General features: G+C 74.2%; 28 protein-coding genes and 1 tRNA gene. 10 read left to right on the forward strand and 19 right to left on the reverse strand.

Annotation, left to right across the window (positions count from 1 at the left end; translation table 11 throughout):
* Positions 1-124: 124 nt before the first annotated feature.
* The 5 genes from rsrA to ACZ6S5_RS25070 form a co-directional block, all read right to left on the reverse strand.
* Positions 125-412, reverse strand: a complete 288-nt coding sequence (gene rsrA, locus ACZ6S5_RS25050; RefSeq protein WP_466004216.1) for a mycothiol system anti-sigma-R factor — start codon at positions 410-412, stop codon at positions 125-127.
* Between the two features lie 2 nt (positions 413-414).
* Positions 415-1,221, reverse strand: coding sequence for a sigma-70 family RNA polymerase sigma factor (locus tag ACZ6S5_RS25055; protein WP_466004218.1), 807 nt, complete (start codon positions 1,219-1,221; stop codon positions 415-417).
* Positions 1,222-1,788: 567 nt separating this feature from the next.
* A complete protein-coding gene (locus ACZ6S5_RS25060) occupies positions 1,789-2,406 on the reverse strand; it encodes an alpha/beta hydrolase family protein (RefSeq protein WP_466004220.1) in 618 nt (205 codons plus the stop codon).
* A 170-nt stretch (positions 2,407-2,576) separates the two neighbouring features.
* Positions 2,577-2,969: a WhiB family transcriptional regulator gene (locus ACZ6S5_RS25065; RefSeq protein ID WP_466004221.1), complete on the reverse strand. Its 393-nt coding sequence runs from the start codon at positions 2,967-2,969 to the stop codon at positions 2,577-2,579.
* A 210-nt stretch (positions 2,970-3,179) separates the two neighbouring features.
* Positions 3,180-3,890, reverse strand: a complete 711-nt coding sequence (locus tag ACZ6S5_RS25070) for an SOS response-associated peptidase (RefSeq protein WP_466004223.1) — start codon at positions 3,888-3,890, stop codon at positions 3,180-3,182.
* A gap of 102 nt (positions 3,891-3,992) precedes the next feature.
* Here ACZ6S5_RS25070 and aroA point away from each other — a divergent pair, with 102 nt between their 5' ends.
* From aroA to ACZ6S5_RS25090, 4 genes are read left to right on the forward strand one after another with little or no spacing between them, the layout of a single operon-like run.
* The gene (aroA, locus tag ACZ6S5_RS25075) at positions 3,993-5,294 is read left to right on the forward strand and encodes a 3-phosphoshikimate 1-carboxyvinyltransferase (protein WP_466004225.1); all 1,302 of its coding nucleotides are present in this window, start codon (positions 3,993-3,995) and stop codon (positions 5,292-5,294) included.
* A complete protein-coding gene (gene rsgA, locus ACZ6S5_RS25080; RefSeq protein ID WP_466004227.1) occupies positions 5,264-6,394 on the forward strand; it encodes a ribosome small subunit-dependent GTPase A in 1,131 nt (376 codons plus the stop codon). Before aroA ends, rsgA begins: the two co-directional genes overlap by 31 nt.
* 16 nt (positions 6,395-6,410) lie before the next feature.
* Entirely contained in the window at positions 6,411-7,220 is an 810-nt protein-coding gene (hisN, locus tag ACZ6S5_RS25085; RefSeq protein WP_466004228.1) for a histidinol-phosphatase, read from the forward strand.
* A 60-nt stretch (positions 7,221-7,280) separates the two neighbouring features.
* Positions 7,281-8,147 carry a hypothetical protein gene (locus tag ACZ6S5_RS25090; RefSeq protein ID WP_466004324.1) on the forward strand — a complete coding sequence of 289 codons (867 nt, stop codon included), beginning with the start codon at positions 7,281-7,283 and terminating at the stop codon, positions 8,145-8,147.
* Between the two features lie 58 nt (positions 8,148-8,205).
* On the opposite strand, the gene ACZ6S5_RS25095 is transcribed toward ACZ6S5_RS25090, so the two are convergent.
* Positions 8,206-9,468: a glycosyltransferase gene (locus ACZ6S5_RS25095; RefSeq protein ID WP_466004229.1), complete on the reverse strand. Its 1,263-nt coding sequence runs from the start codon at positions 9,466-9,468 to the stop codon at positions 8,206-8,208.
* 237 nt (positions 9,469-9,705) lie between these two features.
* Between ACZ6S5_RS25095 and ACZ6S5_RS25100 the strand changes: the two genes are divergently transcribed.
* The 3 genes from ACZ6S5_RS25100 to ACZ6S5_RS25110 all read left to right on the forward strand — a co-directional run bounded on the left by ACZ6S5_RS25100 (position 9,706) and on the right by ACZ6S5_RS25110 (position 12,200).
* Positions 9,706-10,707 carry an SDR family oxidoreductase gene (locus tag ACZ6S5_RS25100; RefSeq protein WP_466004231.1) on the forward strand — a complete coding sequence of 334 codons (1,002 nt, stop codon included), beginning with the start codon at positions 9,706-9,708 and terminating at the stop codon, positions 10,705-10,707.
* 55 nt (positions 10,708-10,762) lie between these two features.
* Positions 10,763-11,545, forward strand: a complete 783-nt coding sequence (locus ACZ6S5_RS25105) for an ATP-binding protein (protein ID WP_466004233.1) — start codon at positions 10,763-10,765, stop codon at positions 11,543-11,545.
* A gap of 82 nt (positions 11,546-11,627) precedes the next feature.
* Positions 11,628-12,200, forward strand: a complete 573-nt coding sequence (locus tag ACZ6S5_RS25110) for a DUF5709 domain-containing protein (RefSeq protein WP_466004234.1) — start codon at positions 11,628-11,630, stop codon at positions 12,198-12,200.
* 3 nt (positions 12,201-12,203) lie between these two features.
* On the opposite strand, the gene ACZ6S5_RS25115 is transcribed toward ACZ6S5_RS25110, so the two are convergent.
* A complete protein-coding gene (locus ACZ6S5_RS25115; RefSeq protein WP_466004326.1) occupies positions 12,204-12,836 on the reverse strand; it encodes a response regulator in 633 nt (210 codons plus the stop codon).
* Positions 12,837-12,847: 11 nt separating this feature from the next.
* Complete coding sequence (gene macS / locus ACZ6S5_RS25120) at positions 12,848-13,972, reverse strand: MacS family sensor histidine kinase (protein WP_466004235.1); 1,125 nt, start codon at positions 13,970-13,972, stop codon at positions 12,848-12,850.
* A gap of 115 nt (positions 13,973-14,087) precedes the next feature.
* On the opposite strand from macS, the gene ACZ6S5_RS25125 reads away from it, so the two are divergent.
* On the forward strand, positions 14,088-14,555 hold the full coding sequence (locus ACZ6S5_RS25125; RefSeq protein ID WP_466004237.1) for an ATP-binding protein: 468 nt from the start codon (positions 14,088-14,090) through the stop codon (positions 14,553-14,555).
* Positions 14,556-14,589: 34 nt separating this feature from the next.
* Here the strand turns inward: ACZ6S5_RS25125 and ACZ6S5_RS25130 are convergent, their stop codons facing one another.
* A complete protein-coding gene (locus ACZ6S5_RS25130; RefSeq protein WP_466004239.1) occupies positions 14,590-15,528 on the reverse strand; it encodes a ribose-phosphate diphosphokinase in 939 nt (312 codons plus the stop codon).
* A 65-nt stretch (positions 15,529-15,593) separates the two neighbouring features.
* On the opposite strand from ACZ6S5_RS25130, the gene glpK reads away from it, so the two are divergent.
* Entirely contained in the window at positions 15,594-17,081 is a 1,488-nt protein-coding gene (glpK, locus tag ACZ6S5_RS25135) for a glycerol kinase GlpK (RefSeq protein ID WP_466004240.1), read from the forward strand.
* A 49-nt stretch (positions 17,082-17,130) separates the two neighbouring features.
* Here glpK and ACZ6S5_RS25140 read toward each other — a convergent pair whose 3' ends face one another.
* The 6 genes from ACZ6S5_RS25140 to ACZ6S5_RS25165 all read right to left on the reverse strand — a co-directional run bounded on the left by ACZ6S5_RS25140 (position 17,131) and on the right by ACZ6S5_RS25165 (position 21,146).
* A complete protein-coding gene (locus tag ACZ6S5_RS25140) occupies positions 17,131-17,574 on the reverse strand; it encodes an SRPBCC family protein (RefSeq protein ID WP_466004242.1) in 444 nt (147 codons plus the stop codon).
* 14 nt (positions 17,575-17,588) lie between these two features.
* A complete protein-coding gene (locus ACZ6S5_RS25145) occupies positions 17,589-17,954 on the reverse strand; it encodes an ArsR/SmtB family transcription factor (RefSeq protein ID WP_466004243.1) in 366 nt (121 codons plus the stop codon).
* Positions 17,951-18,415 carry an SRPBCC domain-containing protein gene (locus tag ACZ6S5_RS25150; protein ID WP_466004245.1) on the reverse strand — a complete coding sequence of 155 codons (465 nt, stop codon included), beginning with the start codon at positions 18,413-18,415 and terminating at the stop codon, positions 17,951-17,953. The genes ACZ6S5_RS25145 and ACZ6S5_RS25150 overlap by 4 nt, the downstream gene beginning before the upstream one ends.
* A 112-nt stretch (positions 18,416-18,527) precedes the next feature.
* Entirely contained in the window at positions 18,528-19,676 is a 1,149-nt protein-coding gene (locus ACZ6S5_RS25155) for a hypothetical protein (RefSeq protein ID WP_466004246.1), read from the reverse strand.
* Positions 19,673-20,170, reverse strand: coding sequence for a SigE family RNA polymerase sigma factor (locus tag ACZ6S5_RS25160; protein WP_466004247.1), 498 nt, complete (start codon positions 20,168-20,170; stop codon positions 19,673-19,675). Before ACZ6S5_RS25160 ends, ACZ6S5_RS25155 begins: the two co-directional genes overlap by 4 nt.
* 142 nt (positions 20,171-20,312) lie before the next feature.
* A complete protein-coding gene (locus ACZ6S5_RS25165) occupies positions 20,313-21,146 on the reverse strand; it encodes a phosphoribosylaminoimidazolesuccinocarboxamide synthase (protein WP_466004249.1) in 834 nt (277 codons plus the stop codon).
* A 155-nt stretch (positions 21,147-21,301) separates the two neighbouring features.
* Here ACZ6S5_RS25165 and ACZ6S5_RS25170 point away from each other — a divergent pair, with 155 nt between their 5' ends.
* Entirely contained in the window at positions 21,302-22,621 is a 1,320-nt protein-coding gene (locus ACZ6S5_RS25170) for an ABC transporter substrate-binding protein (RefSeq protein ID WP_466004251.1), read from the forward strand.
* A gap of 43 nt (positions 22,622-22,664) precedes the next feature.
* Here ACZ6S5_RS25170 and ACZ6S5_RS25175 read toward each other — a convergent pair whose 3' ends face one another.
* From ACZ6S5_RS25175 to ACZ6S5_RS25190, 4 genes are all read right to left on the reverse strand, one after another.
* Complete coding sequence (locus tag ACZ6S5_RS25175) at positions 22,665-22,913, reverse strand: hypothetical protein (protein ID WP_466004253.1); 249 nt, start codon at positions 22,911-22,913, stop codon at positions 22,665-22,667.
* A gap of 97 nt (positions 22,914-23,010) precedes the next feature.
* A complete protein-coding gene (locus ACZ6S5_RS25180) occupies positions 23,011-24,291 on the reverse strand; it encodes an MFS transporter (RefSeq protein ID WP_466004254.1) in 1,281 nt (426 codons plus the stop codon).
* On the reverse strand, positions 24,288-24,887 hold the full coding sequence (locus ACZ6S5_RS25185; RefSeq protein ID WP_466004255.1) for an ArsR/SmtB family transcription factor: 600 nt from the start codon (positions 24,885-24,887) through the stop codon (positions 24,288-24,290). The genes ACZ6S5_RS25180 and ACZ6S5_RS25185 overlap by 4 nt, the downstream gene beginning before the upstream one ends.
* Before the next feature lie 120 nt (positions 24,888-25,007).
* Positions 25,008-25,081: transfer RNA gene (locus tag ACZ6S5_RS25190), tRNA-Met, on the reverse strand.
* Positions 25,082-25,214 lie beyond the last annotated feature (133 nt).

Consider the following 25,214-nt stretch of genomic DNA (forward strand, 5'->3'; position numbering starts at 1 on the left):
AACAAACCCCCCCCCCCCCCCCCCCCCCCCCCCCCCCCCCCCCCCCCCCCACCCCCCCCCCCCCCCCCCCCCCCCCCCCCCCCCCCCCCCCCCCCCACCGGTGTCTTCAGCGTGTCGCGGTCGCTCAGTCGGCGAGTTCGCGGGACTCGGTGGTCTCGAAGACCACCAGCTCGGTCAGCCGGACGCGCAGTCGCTCGCGCAACTGCTCGGGCGCGGTCTCGTTGCCGCAGCAGCGCGCGACCAGCGCCTTCACCTCCTGCTCGATGCCGTACTCCTGGAGGCAGGGCCCGCACTCCTCCAGGTGGTGCCGGATCAGCGCGCGGCGCTCCTCGGCGCACTCCAGGTCGAGGTAGAGGTAGACCTCCGCGAGCACCTCGCGGCAGTCGGTCTCGTGCGGCTCTCCACAGCTCATGGTCACACCTCCCGGCCGGCGGCGGCGGTCGAACCCTTCGACGGCGCGGAGCTGAAGCCCCGCTCCGCCGCGTACTGCTCGAGCAGCTTCCGGAGATTACGACGACCGCGGTGCAGCCGGGACATCACGGTGCCGATCGGCGTGCCCATGATGTCGGCGACCTCCTTGTAGGAGAAGCCCTCGACGTCGGTCAGGTAGACCGCCAGGCGGAACTCCTCCGGCAGCTGCTGGAGGGCCTCCTTGACGTCGCTGTCCGGCAGCCGGTCCAGCGCCTCGGTCTCCGCCGAGCGCAGCCCGCTGGAGGTGTGCGACTCGGCCTCGGCGAGCTGCCAGTCGGTGATCTCGTCCGTGGGTGCCTGGACGGGCTGGCGCTGCCGCTTCCGGTAGGAGTTGATGTAGGTGTTGGTCAGGATCCGGTAGAGCCAGGCCTTCAGGTTCGTGCCCTGCTCGAACTGGTGGAAGGCGGCGTACGCCTTCAGGTACGTCTCCTGGACCAGATCCTCGGCGTCCGCCGGGTTGCGCGTCATCCGCAGCCCGGCAGCGTAGAGCTGATCGACGAAGGGCATCGCGTCCCGCTCGAAACGGGCCCTGCGCTCGTCCGTCTTCTCGGTGGTCAACCGCACATCCCCTCGCGTCGGATGCTTTCCCGCCGAGGATACGCGTACCCGCCTGACGGCAGATTCACTTCCGGACTGTGTGCTGGTGCTCACGGCCGACGCCGCCGCGGGCCACTCCGGCGCGGCGAGCAGCTGCCTGAGCTGCCGCGCGTCCCGTTCGTCCCGCTCCCGGCTCCGTGTCTCGGTCGGCACCGGTCACCCCCCTCGGCTGGAAATGTCATCCGGAGGTAGTAACGCGCGCCGCCGGCCGCCACATTCCGCCGCCACCCGCCGTTCCTGGTCCCGGCCTCGGCCGCGACCGATGCTGGGACCAGGAAGGGCCTGGGAGGATGGCCCCGGAACGCCCGAACCGGGCGCCCGGCGCCACCCGATGCAACGACCCGCCGCCACCCACGGTCACGCCCCACCCCGCCGACGGTAGCGGCGGCGCCGCGCGGCGCCGGGCCCTCGCGAACCCGGCCGTCTGGCGCGAGCGCCGCCGCGCGGCCCGGCGTCCGTGCCGCATGGCTGCGTCCGCGACAACAAACGCACCCGGACCCCGACGGGCCACCGGAGGCCGCTCGGTCACTGGGCGCAAGCCGGCACAGCGGGGCTCGGAAGAAGGCCGGGCGGCCGGTGCGCGCGGCCCGGGGCGAGTAGCGCGGGGCAGGCAGAGCTCGGCGAGCAGCGCAGCGCGCACGGCGAGCAGGGCAGGGCGCGCACTGGAAAGGTACGGGGCGAGCAGCGGGAGCCGCGGCGCGAAGGGCCGGCACAGGCCGGTCAGGCGGCGGTCCAGCGCCGGGCGCGTAGCCAGTCGCGGACCACGGCGGCCGTGCCGGCCGGGTCGCCGCGGAGGTCGTGCCGCTCCCCGGGGCGGGTCACCACCTCGACGCCCGGCCCCGGCTCGGGCACCCCGAACGGGTCCCGGTCCCCGTTGACCACCAGGGTGGGCAGGCCGGTACGCAGCTCGTCCGCCCGGGAGCGCTCCGGCCGGCCCGGCGGGTGCAGCGGGAAGGCGAGCGCGACGATCCCGGCCGCGCCGACCGCGCCGGCGGTCCGGCAGGCGACCCGGGCGCCGCTGGACCGGCCGCCGACCACCCAGTGGGCGACGTCGGGGTGGCGCTCCCGGAGCGCCGCCAGCACCGCCGTCCACGCCTCGTCGAGGTGCCCGGCGGGTGCCGGCGCACGGCGCCCGGCGACCCGGTACGGCTGGGTCACCCGGGCCACGCCCATCCCGGCGGCGACCACCGCGTCCCGGACCGCGACCAGGTCCGGGGCGTCGACGTCACCGCCCGCGCCGTGACCGAGCACCAGCAGGGTGGCGTACCGGGTGTCGGGCAGGTCGGTGTCGACCCGGGCCGGGCCGCGGGGCGTGGAGATCTCATCGCTCTGCCGCACCGACCCATTCTGCGGCCCCGACCGGCAGGCCGGACGGCGGCCAGCACAATGGCGGACGGCGAGCCGGCGCAGCCGAGGCAGCGGGCGCCGTCCGGCGTCGCGCAGCCATGATCAGGGCGGAAAACGTCGTCGCCCGCACTCCGGAAAGGAGCGCGGGCGACGGGCGGAAATCAGCTCAGCGGCACCAGCGTGAGCAGCCGGTCGCGGACCGGCGGACCGGCCTCGTCGAGGACATCCGGATCCGGTTGCACCTCGCTGCGCCAGGCGACGAGCATGGCCCGCCGTTCGCGCGGCGTGGTGCCGCCCCAGACGCCGTGGCAGTCGCCCACCTCGAGCGCCCAGGCCAGGCAGGACCCCTGCACGTCACAACTGCGGCAGAGCGCGACGGCCGCGTCGGCCGGTTCGTTGGGCGCCGGAAAGAACGTCTCCGGATCCACGCTCTGACAGGTTCCTCTGGTCCGCCACGCCTCGTCCTGTCGCCGCTCCCGCAACGCCCGCAGCAGTCGCGGGTCTCGTCGTGCGGCGGCCACCTCGTGCGGGCGGGGCATACGTGCCCGTGTCAATACACCCACCTCCCCCGTGGGACCGGCTATGATCATGGGAGATCGATGAGTGTCATCCGCCCCGTGCGAACAGACGCCCAACGCCGGCGCTGTGTTCTATCGCACTTGCACGCACGGTGACAAGACTCTGCGGCAAACATGGCTATACGGCCGGGCGACGATTCAGGCGCAACCCCGGCAAATCAGCACACGACAATGTGTCAACTGCGTTCAGAACAGCGTCATTTCCGTAACAGCCTCCTCGCGCGCGAGCGGAACCCGGGCGGTGAGCGCGGGGCCGTCGTTGCGGACGTCCCCGACGGCCGGGGAGACCGGGCGGATCTCCAATCCGGCGAGCCACTGCGGCGACGGCGGGACGAGCAGCGTGGCCGGCTCCCCGGTCGGCCCGAGCCAGGACGCCCAGCGGTCCCGGGGCAGCAGCAGCGGCATCCGGTCGTGCACCTCGGCCAGCTCGCCCACCGCCGCCGTGGTCAGCACGCTGAAGGTGAGCAGCTCGCGGCCGGCGGACTCCCACACCGACCAGATGCCGGCGAAGGCGAGCACCGAGCCGTCCCGCGGGGTCATGTAGTAGGGCTGCCGCGAGCCGCCCGGCTCGCGGACCCACTCGTACCAGCCGTCGGCGGGGACCAGACAGCGGCGGCGGGCGAAGGACGGGGCGTACGCCCGGCTGGTGGCGACGGTCTCCGCCCGCGCGTTGATCATGCGGGCCGCGCCGGCCGCGTTCCGTGACCAGTGCGGCACCAGGCCCCAGCGGCCGACCGAGAGCGCCCGGTGCCCGTCCGGGGAGATCCGGACGAGCGGCACCGGGTCGGTCGGAGCGACGTTGAAGTCCGGGTCGACCGCGGCGCCGGTCTCGTCGTACGACTCGAACAGCGCGCTCAGGTCGCCCGCGCTCCGACTCGTCGCGTACCTCCCGCACATGGCGCACACGCTAGCCCCCCGCAGGCCTTTCGGCTGTCCCGCCAACCGGGAGCTGGGACGACGGGCGGTTCCACCGGCCGCACGGATTGGCACAATGTGACCGTGGGGAATCTGATCGCGACGCGTTCGCCGCAGCCGTGGACCGCGCCGACCGCCACCGACCCGGTCGGCATCACGCTGCGCCTGCCCGGCTCCAAGTCGATGACCGCCCGGGCCCTGGTGCTCAGCGCGCTGGCCGGCGGGCCGTCGACGCTGTCCCGCCCGCTACGCGCGCGGGACACCGAGCTGATGGCCGGCGGGCTGCGTGAGCTGGGCGCACACGTGTCGGTCTCCGACGACGAGCGCTGGCTGGTCCGGCCGCACCGGCTGGTCGGCCCGGCCCACGTGGACGTCGGCCTGGCCGGCACCGTGATGCGCTTCCTGCCGCCGGTGGCCGGCCTCGCCGAGGGGCGGGTCACCTTCGACGGCGACCCGCAGGCCCGGGTCCGCCCGCTCGGCCCGCTGATCGGGGCGTTGCGCTCGCTCGGCGTACGGATCGACACGCCGGCGACCGGCAGCCTGCCGCTGGCGGTCCTCGGCGCCGGCCGGGTCGCCGGCGGCGAGGTGGTGATCGACGCCTCCGCCTCCAGCCAGCTCGTCTCCGGCCTGCTGCTGGCCGCGCCCCGCTTCGACCGGGGTGTGGTGGTCCGGCACGAGGGGCCGCCGGTCCCGTCCGCGCCGCACCTGCGGATGACGGTGCAGATGCTGCGGGCCGCGGGGGCCGCGGTCGACGACACCACCCCCGACGTCTGGACGGTCGAGCCCGGCCCGCTGACCGGGCGGGGCTGGGAGATCGAGCCGGACCTCTCCGGGGCGGTGCCGTTCTTCGCCGCCGCGCTGGTCACCGGCGGTGAGGTGACCCTCCAGGGCTGGCCGCGCAGCAGCATGCAGCCGGTCGAGCAGCTCCGCGCCCTGCTGACCCGGATGGGCGGCGAGGTGACGTTGGGCACGGCCGGGCTGACCGTCCGGGGCACCGGCACCGTGCACGGCCTCGACGCCGACCTCTCCGACGTGAGCGAGCTGACCCCGGCACTGGCCGCGCTGGCGATGCTCGCCGACGCGCCGTCCCGGCTGACCGGGATCGGGCACATCCGGGGGCACGAGACCGACCGGATCGCCGCGCTGGCCAAGGAGTTCACCGCGCTGGGCGCGGACATCACCGAGTCCGTCGACGGCCTGGAGATCCGGCCCCGCCCGCTGCGCGGCGGCACCTTCCGGACGTACGCCGACCACCGGATGGCGCACGCCGCCGCGGTGGCCGGGCTGGCCGTCCCCGGCATCGAGGTGGACGACGTGGCCTGCACCTCGAAGACGATGCCGGAGTTCCCGGCACTATGGTCGGGGATGGTGACCGGCAAGAACTGACGCGACGGGGGGACGTCCTGGCGACCAGACGGCGGGAGTACGACGAGGACGACGTCCGGGTCCGACCCGGGAAATCGTCGCGTCCGCGTACCCGGACCCGGCCTCGGCACGAGAACGCCGTCGACGGGTTCGTGATCGCCGTCGACCGGGGCCGCTACACCTGCGTGCTCCCCGACGCCGGGCCGGACGCCCCGATCGTCACCGCCATGCGCGCCCGCGAGCTGGGCCGCAAGTCGGTCGTGGTGGGCGACCGGGTCGGGCTGGTCGGCGACACCTCGGGCGCGCCCGGCGCGCTGGCCCGGATCGTCCGGATCGCCGAACGCAGCTCCGTGCTGCGGCGCACCGCGGAGGACGACGCCACCACCGCCGAGGGGCGGCTGGAGCGGGTGGTCGTCGCCAACGCCGACCAGTTGGTGATCGTCAGCGCGCTGGCCGACCCGCCACCCCGGACCGGGTTCATCGACCGCTGCCTGGTGGCCGCGTACGACGCCGATGTCGAGCCGCTGCTCTGCCTGACCAAGGCCGACCTGGCCGGCCCGGAGGCGGTCCTGGACTACTACGCCGAGCTGGAGCTGCCGTACGTGCTGATCCAGCCCGACTCGCCGCTGGACGCGCTGCGCGCCCTGCTGGCCGGGCGGATCTCGGTCCTGGTCGGGCACTCCGGGGTGGGCAAGTCGACGCTGGTCAACCGGCTGGTCCCGGAGGCGGACCGGGCGGTCGGCGCGGTGAGCGCGATCGGCCGGGGCCGGCACACCTCGACCAGCGCGGTGGCGTTGCGGCTGCCCCCGCTCCCCGGCTCTCCCGCCGATCAGGGCTGGATCATCGACACCCCCGGGGTGCGCAGCTTCGGGCTGGCGCACGTCTCCGCGGAGAGCCTGCTGCACGGCTTCCCCGACCTCGTGGAGGGGACGGTCGACTGCCCGGCGAACTGCCAGCACACCGCCGAGGAGGCGGACTGCGCGCTGGACGCCTGGGTGGCCGCCGGCAAGGCCGACCCGCGGCGGCTGGCTTCGTACCGTCGGCTGCTGGCGTCCCGCAGCGGCGAGAGCGACCCCCGCGAGTCCGACCAGCGGAACCCGGGGGATCCCCTGGACCGGTGACGGCTAGCGTGTCGGCATGACCCGGTACGCCGACGACCTCGCCCTCGCCCACCGGCTGGCGGACGCCGCCGACGCCATCTCCACGGCCCGCTTCCGCGCCCTGGACCTGCGGGTCGACGCGAAGCCGGACCTGACCCCGGTCTCCGACGCGGACACCGCCGTGGAGCGGGAGATCCGCGCCCTGCTGGCCACCCACCGCCCCGGCGACGGCCTGCTCGGCGAGGAGTACGGCGAGCAGCCGGCGACCGGCCCGGACGGGCGGCGCTGGGTGGTGGACCCGATCGACGGCACGAAGAACTTCGTCCGGGGTGTCCCGGTCTGGGCCACTCTGATCGCCCTGCTGGAAGGGGACCGTCCGGTCCTCGGCGTGGTCTCCGCCCCGGCGCTGGGCCGGCGCTGGTGGGCCACGCTCGGCGCGGGCGCGTACGCCGGACCCGACCCGGCCTCCGGCGCGCCGATCCGGGTCTCCGAGGTGACCGACCTGGCCGACGCCAGCTTCTGCTACTCGTCCCTGACCGGGTGGGAGGAGGCGGGCCGGCTGGACGCGGTCCTGCAGATCATGCGGGACGCCTGGCGCAGCCGGGCGTACGGCGACTTCTACGGCTACATGCTGCTGGCCGAGGGGGCACTGGACGTGATGGTGGAGCCGGAGCTGTCGCTCTGGGACATCGCCGCCCTGGTGCCGATCGTCACCGAGGCCGGCGGCAGGTTCACCGACCTGTCCGGCAGCCCGGCGCCGGCTGGCGGCGAGGACAGCGCGATCGCCAGCAACGGCCCGCTGCACGGCGACATCCTGGCCCGGCTCGGCCGGCCGGCCGAGCACTGACCCGCCGGTAGCCTCTATCCTCGCCAGGTGGTGTCCTCCGGCTGGTGCTTCCTCGCGGCGATGATCGTCGCGTACGGCTTCGCCAACCTGCTCCAGTCGGTCGCGGCGGCGCGCACCACCGTGCACCACACCTTCGACCCCGGGCTGCTGCTCCGGCTGGCCAGCCACCGCACCTACCTGGTCGGGCTGTTGTGCCAGGTCACCGGCTTCGTCCTGGCCTTTCTGGCGCGCCGCGACCTACCGCTGTTCCTGGTCCAGGCCAGCGTGGCGGCCGGGCTCGGGGTGACCGCGGTGATCGGGGTGGTGGTGCTCAAGTGGCGGCTGCCGGCCGCCGAGATCGCCCTCCTGGTGCTGCTCTTCGGCGGGATCACCGCACTGGTGCTGGCCGCCCAACCGGCGCCGTCCCGGCAACTCGGCACCGCCGGGCTGATCGGCCTGAGCGTCGCGGTGGCGGTGATCGCCATCCTCGGGTTCTTCGCCGTCCGGCTGCGCGGCGCGCCCGGCTCGGTGGCGCTCGGCTCGCTGGCCGGGATGGCGTTCTCCGCCGCCGCGGTGGCCGCCCGCCCGCTCGCGTCGGCCGACACGGCGGAGGCGTTCGTCCGGGACCCGCTGCTCTACCTGCTGGTCGCGCACTCGGTGATCGGGCAGCTGCTGCTCGGGCTGGCGATGCAGCGGGGTTCCACCACCGCGGCGGTGGCCGCGATGGACGCCGCCGGGGCGGTGCCCGCGGCGATCATCGGCCTGCTGCTGCTCAACGACCGGATCTGGCCGGGCCGGGAGTGGCTGGCCGGGATCGGCTTCCTGGCCACGCTGGTGTCGGTGGTCGGCCTGACCCGGTACGCGGAACCGCAGCACCACCACGCGGTCGCCCGGGAACGGGAGCGGCCGATGGTCGGCGTCGGCGCCACCGTCCGCGCCCGCCGCTGAGCCGCCGACCTGCCGTAATCCGGGTGGATCAGCGCGCAGCCGGTCGGGGAGACCGGCGTCAGGCCGCCTCGACCGGCCCGCGCCGCTCGGCGGCCACCTCGACGGGCTGGCGGGCCTCGGCCGGCTCCACCGGCTCGGCCGGCCGGCGTCGGCCGATCACCCGCTCGTAGAGCCGCTCCAACGCGCCGGCCGTCCGCTCCCAGGTGTAGCTGCACCGGACCCGGTCGACCGCGGCGTGCCCGTACGCGAACCGCCCGGCGTTGTCGGCGAGCAGCCGGCGCAGGGCCACCCCGAGGGTGCGTACGTCGCCGGGCGGGACGAGCTTGCCGGTCACCTCGTCGACCACGGCGTCGGCGATGCCACCCATCGCGTAGCCGACCACCGGCACGCCGCAGGCCATTGCCTCCAACGACACCCGGCCGGCGGACGAGTAGTGCGGGGTGCAGACGACCACGTCGGCGGAGCGGTACCAGGTGGCCATCTGGTCGTGCGGTACCGCGCCGACCAGCTTCACCTGCTCGGCCACCCCGGTCCGCTCGGCCAGCTCGCGCAACCGGCGGGCCTCGGCGTGGTCGGCGAGCTGCTCGACGGGCGGACCGCCGGCGATGACCAGCTCGGCGTCGCCCACCAGGCGCATCGCCCGGATCAGGTCGTCCTGGCCGTGCCCGGGCGAGAGCCCGCCCACGGAGAGGATCCGGGCCCGCTGGTCCCGGGGCGCGGCCTCGCCGTCGGGGTGGAACTGGGCGGTGTCCACCCCGGTCGGCACCATCGCCACCGCGGACCGTTGCAGCCCCATCCGGGTCAGCTCGTCGACCTCGTCGTTGCACTGGGCGACCGCGATGTCCACCGCCCGGGTCAGCGCCCGTTCCAGCGGGATCCGCTCGCCCGGTCCGTCGTACCGCTGACCGAGGTGGCGCAGCTGCTCGATGCCGAGCGAGTGGAAGGTCTGCACGACCGGGATGTCCGTCTCGCGTACGGCGTGGGCGGCGGCCAGGCCGCCGAGCCAGTAGTGCCCGTGCACCACCTCCGGCGCCCAGTCAGCCGACCACCGCCGCGCCAGCCAGCCGCCGAACTCGGCCACGTGCGGCACCAGCTCGGCGGTGGCCAGTGGCGTGGGCGCGCCGACCGGCACCCGCTCCAGCCGGTAGCCCTCCACCTCGATGGTGTCCGGCTGGCCCGGTTCGTCGCGCCGCTCGTAGACCCGGACGTCGTGACCCCGTGCGGCGAGTTCGGCCGCGACCCGCGCGATGTGCTCGTGGGTGCCGACGGCGGGACCGTCGGCGGACGGGCCGGCGTGCGCGCACACAAGGCCGACGCGCATGGTGCACCTCCATGCGTTCTTTGCAGCGGTGGGTCCTCCGGTCAGAGGGTCCCATTAACCCGGCCCCGGTGCGCCGAAACCTGGCAGATCGGGATCGGACCGACGGACCGGGCCGCGGGGCGGGCCACCTCGACTTTCCGGCGTCTTCGTGACGCCTGCCCGGATCCATCCCGGACCAACCGTGATCCGGGCTACCCGGCCGGCATGACCGGCCCGGACCAGGGGTACCGGCCAGGAATGCCTCTCACCCGTGCCCTCGACGACGCCACCGTCGTGATCACCGGCGCGTCCAGCGGGATCGGCGCGGCCACCGCGTACGCGCTGGCCCGCCGGGGCGCCGACGTGGTGCTCGCGGCCCGCACCGAGGAGGCCCTGCACCGGGTCGCCGCGCGCTGCCGGGAGCTGGGCGGACAGGCGCTGGCGGTACCCACCGACGTGACCGACCCGGAGGCGGTCCGCCGGCTCGCGGCGCGGGCGGCTGCGGAGTTCGGCCGGATCGACGCCTGGGTCAACAACGCGGCGGTGGGCACGGTCGGACTCTTCGACGAGATCCCGGTGGAGGAGTTCCGCCGGGTGGTGGCGGTGAACCTGCTCGGCACCGTGTACGGGACGAAGGCGGCCCTGCCCTGGCTGGACGCGGCCGGCGGCGGGGTGCTGGTCAACAACGCGTCCATGCTGGCCGAGGTGGCGATGCCCTACCAGTCGGCGTACAACGCGACCAAACACGGCATCCGCGGGCTGGCCGACACGGTCCGGCAGGAGCTGCGGGTGACCGGGCGGGGCAACATCTCCATCTGCACGGTGCTGCCGGCCACCATCGACACCCCGTTCTTCCGGCACGCCGCCAACCACAGCGGGCGGGAGCTGACCCCACCCCCACCGGTCTACCCGCCGGAGGTGGTCGCCGAGACGATCGTCCGACTGCTGCGCCGGCCCCGGCGCGAGGCGTACGCCGGGGGCGCCGCCCGGCTGCTCGGGCTCCAGTGGCGGCTGGCCCCGGCCCTGGTCGAGCGGGTGCTCGGCTGGTACACCGCCCGCACCCAGTTCGGTCCCGGCGTGGCCCTGGACAGCACCGGGAACGTGTTCCGGGCCGACGCCGAGGCCGAGCGGTCCGGTGGCTGGCACGGCCGGCGCCGGCAGCTGGTCCGGATGACCGCGGCGTTCGGGCTGGCCGCGGCGGGCACCGCCGTCGGCACCCTGGCGGCGATGAGTCGGCGTTCGCGGACGGAACGCGGATGAATCCCGTCGACCGGCCGGATGCGCGTCCCGACCTGGCGTGCACAATGGGACGATCATGCCGACGGACGTGCGATGCCTGGTGGAGGCGGACGAATCGTCCGCGATCGTCAGGCTGACCGGGGTGCTCGACCCGGCCGGGACGGACGGCGTCCGCGACGCCCTGCTGGCGCGGCTCTGGCAGCGGCCCGGCCCGGTGATCGTCGACCTGTCCCGGGTCCGGATCGTCGGACCGGACGCTCGCGCCGTCGTCGACGAGGTGCACCGTACGGTGGCCGACTGGCCCGCGGCAGGGATCCTCGTGCTCGACCCGGCCGCCGGCCGCGGCGACGACGTCCTCGGCCGGGTCACCGGCCGTGACCTCGACCGGGCCGCCGATTCCGGCGGCCCCCCGGTCTACCCGTCCCTGGACGAGGCGCAGGCCGCGCTGGTCAACGCCCCGCTGGCGGCCGTGCTGAACGCCGACCTGCCCCCGCTGCCGGCGGCGGCCCGGGAGGCCCGGGGGCTGGTCACCGACGGCTGCGGCCGGTGGGGGGTGCCGGAGCTGGCCGAGCCGGCGTGCATCGCGGCCACCGAGATGGTCAACAACGTGGTCGCCCACGCCGGCACGCCGATGACGGTCCGGGTCGCCCCGCGCGACGGCGCGCTGCACCTGGCGGTCCGCGACCACTCCGCCCGACGGCCCGCGTACGCCGGCCTGGCGCCGCTGAACTCGGCCGGCGGGCGTGGGCTGCTGCTCATCGACACGGTGGCCCGGCGCTGGGGCAGCACCCCGCTGCCCGACGGCAAGGTGGTCTGGTGCGTCCTGCACGCCGAGGACGAGGCGGCGTTCCGGGGTTGACCCGCCCTCTTTGCGCCCGTTCCTCCCGATCCACCCCGTCGGACGCGGTTAATGCGCCGAGCCCAGCGGGTAGTGACCACCCATGCGCGACGACGACTACCCCACCCCCGTGTCCGATCCCGAGGCGGAGGGCCTGCCCGACACCGCCGACGACGACTCGACCGCCGACGACGATGTCCTCACCGGCCGCGAGGCCGACGGTCCCGAGCCGGCGCAGCTGCCCGGCGACCGCACCCCGGTGGCGGTGGACCGGTACGGGACGACCGCCGAGGAGCAGCTCGACGGCGAGTCGCTGGACTACAAGCTCCAGCGCGAGCAGTACGAGCGGCCCGCCGACGACCCGCTGGCCGGCGCCGTCGACCCGGACATCGCCGCCGAGGCGGACAGCGAGGAGGCCGCCGCGCAGGCCCAGCTCGACGCCGACGTGATCGACCCCGGCCCGACCTCGGACCCGCACTCGGCGGTCTCCCTCTACGACCACGGGCAGCTCGGCACGGTCGCCGACCACCAGGTGGGCCGGCTGGTCGAACCGGACGAGGGCGCGCACACCGACCAGGAGACCGACAACGTCGCGTACGACGCCGGCGCGGCCGGGGGCGGGGCGACCGCGGAGGAGCTGGCCGTCCACGAGACCCGGCCCCCGGAGGCGACCTGACGGTCAGTCGTCCAGGCCCCGCTCGATCGCGTAGCGGGTCAGCTCGACGCGGTTGTGCAGCTGGAGCTTGCCGAGCGTGTTCTGCACGTGGTTCTGCACCGTACGGTGGGAGAGCCCGAGCCGCTCGGCGATCTGCTTGTACGACAGGCCCTTGGCCACCAGACGCAGCACCTCGGTCTCCCGTTCGGTGAGCCGGGGTGCGCCGTCGTCCGGGGCGGCCGGCCCCGCCGCCAGCCGCCGGTACTCCCCCAGCACCAGCCCGGCCAGGCCCGGGGTGAAGACCGGCTCGCCGGCCGCCGTGCGGCGCACCGCGTCCAGGAACTCGGCCGGCGCGGCCGACTTGACCAGATAGCCGGTCGCGCCGGCCTTCACCGCGTCCAGCACGCGCTGCGGCTCGCCGCTGGCCGACAGCATCAGCACCCGGACCTCGGGCAACGCCGCGCGCAGCCCACGGATCAGCTCGACCCCGGAGACGTCGGGCAGTTGCAGGTCGAGCACCACCACGTCCGGGCGGGCCGCCGGGGCCACCCGCACCGCCTGCCGGCCCTCCCCGCTGGTCGCCACCACCTCGTACCCGGCCTCGGTGAGGTCGCGGGCGACGCCCTCGCGCCACATCGGGTGGTCGTCGACCACCATCACCCGGATGCTCACCGGCCACTCCGGCGCACGCTCAGCTCGATCTCCGTACCGGTCCCCGGGGCCGAGGCGATGCGCACCTCGCCGCCCAGGTCGGCCATCCGGCCCCGGATGGACTGGGCGACGCCGAGCCGGCCCTGCGCGGCGGCCTCGGCGAGCCGCCCGGCCGGGATTCCCGGCCCCTCGTCGCGTACCGAGACGGTCACCGTCTCCCCCTCGTCCTCGATCAGCACCCAGGCCCGCCCGCCGGCGTGCCGGGCCACGTTGTCCAGCGCCGCCCCGACCGCGGCGGCCAGTTCGCCGGCCACCCGGCCGGGCAGCGGCACCGGGGTGGCCGGCGCGGCCACCTCGACCGCCGCCGAGGCGTACCGGTCGAGCAGGTCGCGCAGGTCCCGGGCGTCGCCCTCCTCGGCCGGGGTGGCGCCGGCCCGGCCGATCAGCGCCCGCAGGGCGGCCTCCTGCTCGCCGGCCAGCCGGGCCAGCTCGCCGGCCTCGCCGTCCAGTTGGGCGCCGCGCCGCTGCACCAGCGCGAGCACCTGGAGCACCGAGTCGTGGATGTCCCGGGCCAGCCGCTCCCGTTCCCGGGTGGCCGCCTCCAGCTCCACCGCCCGTTGCAGCCGCTCCTCGGCGGTGACCGTGAGCCGGGCCACGTGCCCGACCACCACCCCGGCGAGCAGCATCAGGATCACGCCGGTGAGCGAGGACTGACTGATCCGCTCCCGGGTGGCCAGGTCGACCCCGCCGAGGATCAGGGCGGCGACCGCGCCGCGCCGCCGGCCGCCGGAGACCGCCCAGGCCAGCACCGGGCCGGCCAGCCAGGCGACGGTCAGGGTGGGCACGCCGGCGGCGAGCGCCGCGCGGCCGATCACCCACGGGGTGGCCAGCATGATCGCCAGGACCACGCCGAGGTCGGCGAGGAGCAGCGGCCAGCGCCGTCCGGCGGGGCGCGCGTAGCCGGCCGCGGTCACCCCGGTCCAGGCCAGCATCAGCAGGAGTACGCCGCCGGCGGCGAGCGGGTGCGCGTACCGATGACCGTCGCGGAGGAGCAGCACGGCCACGTACGCCAGCGAGGCGAAGCGGAACACCGCGATGGCCCGCCAGAGCGGGACCTCCAGGCCACCCGGGGACGACGGCATGGGCGACACCATGCCACAGCGGGCACCGGGCGGGGTGGCGGGTGCGACATGGGAAACCCTGACGTACGGTGGAAATGCCGCGAAAATCGACGAGACCAACCGCCGGGACGGGGCCATGACGAACGCAGAACCCCCCGCACCGCGTACGGTTGTGCCCATCGAACCTTCCCTCCTCATCGCCGAGGCCTTCGAACAGGCACAGGTGACCGAGCTACGGCACTCGGTCACCTCCTGCGCGCACGCCTCGGGGCTGAGCGGCCAGCGGCTGGACGACTTCGTGCTGGCGGTCAACGAGTTGATCACCAACGCCGTGCGGCACGGTGGCGGCCAGGGCTCGCTGCGCCTCTGGCGCGAGGCCGGGGATCTCGTCTGCGAGGTCGCCGACCACGGTCAAGGGATCAGCGCGCAGCGGCTCAGCGACCGCAACCGTCCCGCCCCGGACACCGCCGGCGGCTGGGGCCTCTGGCTGGCCCGGGAGCTGAGCGACACGATGGCGGTCGAGACGGGCGAGGCGGGCACGATCGTCCGGATCACCGCCGCCCTGGTCGCCCGGCAGGCCGCCGTCCGCCCCGCCGACGGCTGACCCCGCTCTGCGCGGCGGCCCGGCCGGCCCCGGCTCAGCCGAACAGCGCGCTCACCGACTCGCCGTTGTGGATCCGGCGCATCGCCTCGGCCAGCGCGGGCGCCACCGAGAGCACCTCCAGCTTGGGCACCCGCTTCTCCGCCGGGATCGGCACGGTGTTGGTGCAGACGATCTCCAGCACCCCGTCCTGCGCGCTGAGCCGCTCCAGCGCGCCGCTGGAGAAGAGGCCGTGGGTGCAGGCCAACCGGATCGAGCGGACCTTCCGCTCGCGCAGGTGGGCGATCAGCTCGATCACCGTGCTGCCCTTCGCGATCTCGTCGTCCAGCACGATCACGTCCCGGTCGGCCACGTCGCCGATCACTGTGCTGATCTTGACCCGGTCGTCGCTGAACCGCTGCTTCGCGCCGGCCGCCACCGGGGTGCCGAGCATCCGGGCGAACGCGGCGGCCTCCTTGGCGTTGCCCAGGTCCGGCGAGACCACCACCGCGTTGCTCAGGTCGTACCCCTTGAAGTGGGCGGCCAGCTCGCGCAGCGCGTGCAGGTGGTCCACCGGGACGCTGAAGAAGCCGTGCACCTGCGGCGAGTGCAGCGTCATGGCGAGGACCCGGTCCGCGCCGGCCGAGGTGAGCAGGTCGGCCACCAGCCGGCCACCGATCGAGATGCGCGGGGCGTCCTTCTTGTCCGACCGGGCGTACGCGTAGTGCGGCAGCACCACGGTGATCCGGCCGGCCGACGCGCCCCGCGCCGCGTCGATCATGAGCAGCAGCTCGACCAGGTGCTCCTGCACCGGGGGCACCAGCGGCTGGATCAGGAACACGTCGCGCTCCCGGCAGTTCGCCTGCAACTGCACCTCCAGGCAGTCGTTGGCGAACCGGGACACCCGCACCGGGTACAAGGGGACGCCGAGGTGGGCGCAGATCTCGGCGGCGAGGTCGGGGTGGGCGGTCCCGCTGAACACGGCAATGTCACGCACGTCTGCTGATCGTACGGGTGGTCCGGGGGGAGGCGGTGGACGCTCCCGGCGGGTACGGTGCTGCCGTGACCGGAGAGTTCGTCGCCGCCATCGATCAGGGCACCACCTCCTCGCGGTGCATGGTCTTCGACCGGGCCGGGGAGATCGTCTCCGTCGCCCAGCGCGAACACCGGCAGATCTTCCCGCGGCCCGGCTGGGTCGAGCACGACGCCGAGGAGATCTGGGCGAACGTGCAGCAGGTGGTGCTGGAGGCCCTGACGGCCGCGGGCACCGGGCCGGACGGGCTAGCCGCCGTCGGCATCACCAACCAGCGGGAGACCACGGTGGTCTGGGACCGGGCCACCGGGAAGCCGGTCGCCCCGGCCATCGTCTGGCAGGACACCCGCACCGGCCCGCTGCTGCGCGAGCTGGCCGAGGCGTACGACGAGGAGCGGCTGCGCGTCCGCACCGGCCTGACCCTGGCCACCTACTTCGCCGGCCCGAAGCTGCGCTGGCTGCTCGACCACGTCGACGGGCTGCGCGCCCGGGCCGAGCGGGGCGAGGTCCTGTTCGGCACGATGGACAGCTGGCTGATCTGGAAGCTGACCGGCCGGCACGTCACCGACGTGACCAACGCCAGCCGCACGATGCTGATGGATCTGACCACCCTGGACTGGGACCCGGAGCTGCTCGACGCGCTGCGGGTGCCGGCCGCCATGCTGCCGGAGGTCCGCTGCTCGGCGGAGGTCTACGGCACCGCCGACGGGGTGCTCGCCGGGGTGCCGGTGGCCAGCGCGCTCGGTGACCAGCAGGCCGCCCTCTTCGGACAGACCTGCTTCCAGCCCGGCGAGGCCAAGTGCACCTACGGCACCGGCAGTTTCCTGCTGCTCAACACCGGCGCCAGCCCGGTTGCCTCCCGGCACGGCCTGCTCACCACCGTCGCCTACCGGATCGACGGCCAGCCCGCCGTGTACGCCCTGGAGGGCGCCATCGCGGTCACCGGCTCGCTGGTGCAGTGGCTGCGCGACAACCTCGGCCTGATCTCCACCGCGCCGCAGGTCGAGGAGCTGGCCCGCACGGTGGACGACAACGGCGGCTGCTACGTGGTGCCGGCCTTCTCCGGCCTGTTCGCGCCGCACTGGCGCAGCGACGCCCGGGGCGTGATCGCCGGGCTGACCGGCTACATCACCAAGGGGCACCTGGCCCGGGCGGTGCTGGAGGCGTCCGCCTGGCAGACCCGCGAGGTGGTGGACGCGATGAACGCCGACTCCGACGTGGCGCTGCGCCGGCTCCGGGTGGACGGCGGGATGACCGGCAACGCACTGCTCATGCAGTTCCTCGCCGACGTCCTCGACGTGCCGGTGGTCCGGTCCCGGATCACCGAGACCACCTGCCTCGGCGCCGCGTACGCCGCCGGCCTGGCGGTCGGCTTCTGGCCCGACCTGGCCACCCTGCGCGAGCAGTGGCGCTCGGACGCCCAGTGGGAGCCCACCATGGACCCGGCGCACCGGGAGCGGGAGCTGCGCAACTGGCGCAAGGCCGTGCAGCGCACCCTCGACTGGGTGGACGACTAGCGAGCCCTCGACGCCGGCGGACGCCGAGGGCTCTCCCGGGCGCGCCGGGTCAGTGCCAGTCGCTGATCTTCACGTCACGCGGGTCGGGGGCACCTTCGCCGGTCTCGAGGAGCTGCTTGAGGCTCATCAGGAAGGTGGCCCACTTGGTGCTGCAGTGGTGCATGAACTCCACCGGCTCCCGCCAGCCCTCGTGCGTGAACAGCACGATCGTGTAGTCGCCGTCCTGACGGAGGTCCCACCGCACGGTGGTGCCGATCCACTCCTGCGGACCGCCCACGACCTCCCAGCGGACGAGCCGGCCCGGATCGAGCTCGGCGACCTTCATGTCGATTCCGCCCGGCCCGAACCGGAACTCGATCACGCCGCCGGGGTCGGTCTCCCCCGACGTCTTCTCGGTCCACCAGCCGGACAGACCGTCGAGGGTGGTGAGCGCGTCGTACACCTGCTCCGGCGAGGACCGCTCGACGCCGATGCGGTGCAGGATGTCTGCCATCTCCGTGTTCCTCTCTACCGCTTCTTGCCGGTTCCGTCGTTGTCCGTGTCCCGGCCGCGCTGGATCGTCTCGGCGATGCGCTTGATGCGCTGGAGCCGGGAATCCCAGGCCGCGCCGACGTCGGCGAGTTGGGCGACGGCTCGGGCGAGCTGTGCCTCGTCGACGCGGAACTGCTTCTCGCGGCCGGCGGTGGTGGCGCGCACCAGGCCGACCCGGTCGAGGACGACGAGGTGCTTCGCCACCGCCTGACGGGTCACCGGCAGGTGCTCGCTCAGGCTGGTCGCCGTTCCGCTGCCCTCGCTCAGCAGCAGGTCGAGCATCCGGCGGCGGGTCGGGTCGCCGACCGCCGACCAGAGGTCGTCGTCCACCAGCACGCTCACGCGCCCGCTCCGACCTTCGCGGCGTACGCCGGCAGCCGCGGAATGAAGTGGTCCCAGCCGGTGACGTGGTCGGCGTACTCGGCGGCGACCTTCGCCTCGTCCCAGCCGCGCTCGCGGAAGCCGCTCTCGGTCATCCGCAGCAGCGTCCCGCTCCCGGCGGGCTCGAGCTCGAAGACGACCAGGAACGAGTTGCCCGGCGCCGCGGACTCCCCCTCCTCGTGGGTCCACCGGAAGGAGAAGAGCCGGGGCGGCACGGCGTCGACGACCTGGAACTGCACCCAGGTGCCGCCGCCCTGCGCGAAGTCCCCGAAGCCGATCCGCCCCGCTCCCCCGGGCACGGCCGGGTACTCCGCCTCGTCCGGCCACCACTCGCGCAGGTGCTCGGGGCTGCTCACCACGTCGAAGACCACCTCGGGTGAGGCGTCGATGTGGATCTCCCGCTCGATCGTGCCGAATTCCATGACCGCCACCTTTCGCAACGTTTGGTTGCGTATCACGCTAGCCGAGCCGGCGAGCATGCGCAACCATTGGTTGCTTTTTGGTGTGGCGCGCCATCAGGCCGGCGGGATGGGCTCAGTCGGGCAGGTCGACGCTCACGGCGTAGCCGGTGTGCAGCGGCCGCATGATCTGGGCGAGCAGCCGCATGGTGAGCTGTGCCCGGCGCACCCCGTTGTCCAGCCCGAGCTCGGCGCAGCCGCTGTAGCGCACCCGTACCCGGGTCTCGCCGTCCCGGCCGCGGACCAGCAGCAGCACGTCGTACTGTCCCGGGTCGGGCCGGACGCAGGTGGCCGCCGGTTGGTCGGGGTTGCCACCGGGACGCGCCGCGTTGAGCCCGGCGGCGAGGCGCTTCGCGCTGTCCCCGGTCAGCCGAACGGAGCCCAGCAGCCGGTCCGCGAGCGCCGGCCCGGCCTCCCGCGGGTACTGGCAGATGCTGATCGAGGTAGGGGCGGCCGGTGCGAACGGCGTGGGCCGCCGCTGCGAGCTGTCCTCGGCGCGCGGCGAAGAGTGGGGCTGTCCGGTCGGCGGGGCAGGCGGCACCGACGGGCGGCGGGCGGAGCAGCCGGCGTAGTCGGTCTCCACCAGCCGGAAACTGTCCAGGATCCGCCGGGTGGTGGCCTGGTCGATAGTCCGCACGGTGACCGCGACCTGACGGGAGGCCACCTCGATCGACCCGGCCCAGCGGCCGTCCGGCAGCCGCCCCTCGGCCCGCACGGCCGGCACCCCGTCGACCGTCACCGGGTGGTCGGGCAGCACGGCGCTGGGCTGGTTCACGGTCCGGTCGCTGAGGTAGGCCACCTCCTTCGTGACGGCCTCCGACTTCAGGCAGGTGAATACTGAGCCGCCGCCAACCCGCACCACGGTTGGCTTGTCCGTCGAGAGGCAGCCGACGTCGTTGACCCCCCAGGAGCCGGGCACCCGGATCTCCGCGCCCAACGCGCTCTCCCAGCGCCAGTCCGCGGTCGCCGCCCGGTCCTCGGCCGCCCGGCGCTCGGCGGCAAGCTCGGCGGTGGGCGGCCGGTCCCGGGTGAGCACCGGCACCAAGCCGGCGGCGACGAGCACGACGGCCGCGGTCGCTCCGACGGCCGCCGCGCGGACCCGGCGGCGACGCCGCGCCACCCGCGCCCGCACCGCGCCAACCAGTCCGGGCCGACCGTCCTCGATCTCCGACTCGTGGCCCCGGAACACGTCCCGGACCAGATCCTCCACGTCGTAGCGGCTCACGGCAGCGCCTCCCGATCCATCGTGGGCACCACGGCCCGAAGCGTGGCGAGGGCCCGGGCCGCCTGCGATCGCACGGTCCCGGGAGTGCAGCCGAGGATCTCGGCGATCTGCGTATCGGCGAGATCCTCGTAGTACCGGAGCACCAGCACCGCCCGCTGCCGGCGGGGCAGCCGGCCAAGCAGGCCCCAGGCCGCCTCGCGAGCCGCGTACGCCCCGGCCCCGTCGGTCCCGGCCGGACCGTCACCCGGCTCCGCGACCGGCGTCTCCCGCGACGAGCGCCGGCGCCACCAGCGCAGGTTCTCGTTGACCAGCACCTGCTTCAGGTACGCCTCGGGCTGCCCCATCGCGGCCACCCGCGCCCACCGGACGTACGCCTTGGCCAGCACGGACTGGACGAGATCCTCGGCCTGGTGCCGGTCACCGGTGAGCATCAACGCGAACCGCAGCAGGGCTTGCCCGCGCGCGGTCACGAACTCCTCGAACGTCGGCTGCATGGCACCTCCACCCGTTAGAGGCCACGGGTGGGCGGATCCGCTGCACGCGCCGGCAAGAACCCCACAACATCGGGGAACTTGGGCCTCCCAGGCCCGCCGGCACCACAACTTCCGCGACGTGGCGCGGAGGTTGGGGAGGCGGTCAGTCCCAGCGGTTGCCGGTGAGCTTCTCGTAGACCTCGACGTAGCGGGCCCGGGTCGCCTCGACGACCTCGGCCGGCACCTCGGGGGCCGGCGGCTGCTTGTCCCAGCCGCTGTCGGTGGCCCAGTCGCGGACGTACTGCTTGTCGTAGGAGAACTGGGCCCGGCCCGGCTGGTACGACTCGGCCGGCCAGAAGCGGGACGAGTCGGAGGTGAGCACCTCGTCGGCGAGGACCAGGGTGCCGTCCGGCGTCCAGCCCAGCTCGATCTTGGTGTCGGCGACCAGGATGCCCCGGTCGGCGGCGATCTCCGCGCCCCGCCGGTAGACGTCGATGGTGATCTGCCGCAACCGCTCGGCGGTCTCGGCGCCGACCTTGTCGACCACCTGCGCGTACGTGATCGGCTCGTCGTGCTCGCCCTTGGGCGCCTTGGTCGACGGGGTGAAGATCGGCTCGGGCAGGATGGACGCCTCCACCAGGCCCCGGGGCAGTTCCACCCCGGAGACCGCGCCGGTGCGCTGGTACTCGGCGAAGCCGCCGCCGGTCAGGAAGCCCCGGGCGACGCACTCGACCGGAACCATCTCCAGCCGCCGGCAGCGGATCGCCCGGCCGGCGAACTCCGTCGGCACGTCCGTCGCGGAGATCACGTGGTTCGGCACCAGGTCGGCGAGCTGCTCGAACCACCACAGCGACAGCGCGGTGAGCAGGCGACCCTTGTCCGGGATCGGGGTCGGCAACGCCACGTCGTAGATGGAGATCCGGTCGGAGGCGACCAGGATCAGGTCGTCACCGTCGGCGTAGACGTCCCGAACCTTGCCCGAGTGCAGAAGTTCCACGGCGCTAGTACACCATGGGAGCGGTGCCCCGCCCGGCGCGGCCACCGGCCCTCCCACCGGTTCCGGTCAGGGCGTACCGGATCGGGCGTTGACACCCCCACCCGGGGCCTGTGTAAATGGTCCGTCCGCCGCCGCCCGCCTCCAGGAGACCGCCCGTGCCCGCGCCGCAGCCCGCGTCCCGCCCCGGCCTCGACCGGCGACGGCTCCTCGGCGCGCTGGCCGGGCTGCCGCTGCTCGGCGGCGGGCTGGCCGGCTGCTCCCCGGAGGAGCAGACCCGGGTCGACGACGGGCCGATCGAGCTGTCGGTGTTCTGGTGGGGCGGCAACCAGCGGGCCGAGGCCACCGAGAGGGCGCTGCGCCGCTATTCCGAGCAGAACCCCCGGGTCCGGTTCCGGGTCACCTGGCAGGGCCTGACCGGCTACTACGACCGCCTGGCCACCCAGGCCACCGGGGGCAACGTGCCCGACCTGTTCCAGGTCGACGACACCATGCTGACCGAGTACGCCCGGCGCGAGATCGCCCTCGACCTCAGCAGGTACGTCGTGGACAACCGGCTCGACCTGCGCGGCCTGCCGGAGAACCTGGCCCGGTACGGCCGGGTGGACGAGCGGACCGTGGCCGTGCCCGCCGCGCAGACCAACGCCGCGCTGGTCTACAACCGCGACCTGCTGCGCCGCCTCCGGGTACCGGAGCCGCACACCGGCATGACCTGGGAGGAGTACGTCCGCTGGGCCGCCCAGGTCACCCGCGCCTCGGGCAGCCGGGTGGCCGGCACGATGGACCCCTCGGGCGACTACCGGGCGCTCTGGCTCTGGCTGCGCGGGCAGGGCGGAGAGCTGTACCAGGGCCGGCAGCTCGGCTTCAGCTCCGCCGAACTGCTCGACTGGTTCGAGTTCTGGGAGGTGGCCCGGTACGACCGCGCCACGCCGAGTGCCGCCCTGGTGGAGCTGGCGGACACCGGCGAGCCGTCCCGGCAACTGGTGGTCACCGGGCACACGGCGGCGTCCTTCGCCTGGTCGCACCAGCTCCCCGAACTCCAGCGCCTGACCCACGACGAGCTGGGCATGACCGCCCTGCCGGGCAGCCCGGCGGCGCAGTGGCCGCGGGCGTCGATGTACTGGGCCGCCTTCCGGGGGACCCGACAGCCCGCGGCGGTCGTCGACGTGATCAACTTCCTGACCAACAACGTGGCGGCCGGCCGGCTCCTGGGCACCGAGCGCGGGTTGAACGCCAGCCTCTCCGTCCGGCGGTTCGTCACCGACGGCACCACCGACCGCACCCAGAAGCGGCTGGTGGCCCTCGGCAACGAGCTCGCCGACCTGATGGGACCGGCGCCCGCTCCGCCACCCAAGGGTCACGCGCGGGTGCGTACCCTGCTCATCGCCGCCGCCGAGAGCATCCGCGCGAAGCAGTCCGGGGCCCGGGCGGCGACCTCGACGTTCATGGCGCAGGCGAACGCGGCGCTGGCCGAGTGACCGTCCGCCGCGGCCCGGGCCGGGCCGCGGCGGACGGGTCGGGTCAGCGCGGCGGGCCGCCGCGCCGGTTACGCATGAGCCGCAGCACCAGCAGCACGATCACCACGACCACCACGAGGCAGCAGAGCAGCCCGAGGAAGCCACCGCCGCCCCGCGACCGCCGCCGCGCGGCCTCCACCACCAGCTCGCCGGTGCCCGTGGACGCCCAAGCCGCGACCGGTACGAACACCGAGAGCGCGACCGCACCGAGGACCGCGCCGAGCCGTCCCCACCACCTGTTCCAAGCAGACATGCCCCCATCCTGGCCGAGCGGCGCAACCCGGGCGGGTGGACGGCGCGAACCGGGGCGGCTCCAGCGCTACCGGCCGACCCGGCACCGACATTTCTCATCACTCGACCAGGGCGAGATCGGCCCGGTCGGGGCCGGCGAGCTGGTCCAGGGAACGCACCTTCGGGATCGGCGAGGGGAGCAGCCAGAGCACGCACAGGGTCCCCCCGATCGCCGCGATCCACAGCGTCGGGCGTAGGCCGAGCCAACTGCCGAGCGCCCCGCCGGTCAGCGCACCCAGCGGCCGGATCCCGTAGTTGACCGTCGAGTACGCCCCGGAGACCCGGCTTCGCAGGCCGTCGGGGATGACGGTGGCGTTGAGCGCGTTGAGGTTCACGTCGAACAGCATCACGCCGACCCCGGAGAGGAACTCAGCCCCGGCGACCAGCGCCACCCGCGCCCAGAGCGGTCCCCCGGCGACGGCCACCAGGGCGATCGAGGCCGGGAAGACGACGGCGCCGAGCACGATGCTGCGGCCCACACCGATCCGGGCGGAGAGCCGCGGCGCGGCCACCGCGCCCAGCAGTCCACCGGCCGCGCCGACCCCGAGCGCGAGGCCGAGCAGCCCGGCGGGGAGGTCGAGCGTACGGCTGGCGAAGAGCACGAGCAGCGCGCTGAAGATGAAGCTGAAGTAGTTGACGGTGCTCGTGCAGCCGAGGCTGGCCCGGAGGACGGGGTGACCGAGGGTGAACCGCAGGCCCTCCCGGGCCCGCTGCCACAGCCGGTCGGGCGCGGCGTCGTCGGTGCCGCCGGCCGCCCCGGTCGGTCGGGTCCGGCCGATGCCGAGCGCGGACAGGAGGAACGAGACCGCGTCCACCAGGATCGCGATCGGTGCCGTCAGCGCCTGGACCAGCACACCGCCGAGGGCCGGCCCGGCGATGAACGACACCGACCGGCTGGCGCTGAGCGCGCTGTTCGCCGCCAGGTAGCGCGACCGGTCCACCAGCAGCACGAAGAAGGCCGGGTAGGTGGTGTTGAACAGCACCGAGGCGGCCCCGGTCAGCAGCGCCACGGCGTAGAGCTGGGCCATCGTGCCGGCGTCGAAGGCGAACGCGAGCGGCACCGTCACGAGCAGCGCGGCGCGAATCAGGTCGGCCGCCACCAGGAGGCGCATCTTGTTCGGCTGCCGGTCCACCCAGGCGCCGAAAAAGAGCGCGGCGAGGTTCGGCAGCCACACCAGGGCGGTCAGTACCGACACCTGGGCGGCGGTGGCGTCGAGGAGGAGCACCGCGAGGAGCGGGAAGGCCAGCTCGGAGATCCGGTCGCCGAACTGCGAGACGGTGTGCGCCAGGAAGAACGACCGGAAGCCGGGCTCCCGGAGCAGCGGACCTGGGCCGCTCACTGCTCCTTCGCCTCGGGCATGACGTACCGCATGAACCGCACGTGGCGGCCGTCGGACGGCTGCTCGACCAGGTCCCGGGTGACGTACGGCGCGAGCACCTGCTCGATCGCGGCGTTGACGGCGGCCAGTTCGGTGGCGGTCAGCCGGACGTTGGTGTTCGACACCCCGGCCTCCCGGCGCCACTCCGCGGCCAGGTGTGGCTCGACCTCGGCCATCCACCGTCCGGGAAGGTCCGCGTACTGGGTGAAGATGGCGCGGCTCAGCACCTGGCTGGCGGCCTGCCCCTCCGCGTCCTCGGGAAACGTGAACCGGAAGCCCCGGGCGGCCGCCTCCCAGTAGCGTTTCCGCGCGTCGCCGCCGGTCCCACTGTCCCGGACCAGGCCGAACCCGGCCAGGTGACGCAGGTGCCAGCTGGTGACCGAGGGCGTCGCGCCGACGTGCTCGGAGAGCTCGGTGGCGGTCGCCGGGCCGTGCCGCTGGAGCCGCGACAGGATGGCCAGCCGGACCGGGTGGGAGAGCGCCCGCATCGCCTTCGGGTCGGTCAGTTCGAGATCGCCGTACGGGTTGCCCGCGGCGTCCGGATTTCTGAGAGACATGTTTCGAAAGTATCCTCTCAGAAATCGCCTGGCAAGCCCCGCCCTGATCGACCTTGCTGATGAGCAAACCGGAAAACGGCGAAAGGCCCCGGAGCGGACTCCGGGGCCTTTCGCGACGAGTAGCGGGGACAGGATTTGAACCTGCGACCTCTGGGTTATGAGCCCAGCGAGCTACCGAGCTGCTCCACCCCGCGTCGGCTCGTACAGCCTATCGCATCTTCGCGGTGGAGATCAGCCGGGTCCCCGATCGCGGCGGTTCCCTGGGACGCGATGAAGGGCCGGACACGGCGAAGGGCCCCGGAGTGAACTCCGGGGCCCTTCGGGACG

The organism is Micromonospora sp. NPDC051924, from assembly GCF_055586005.1.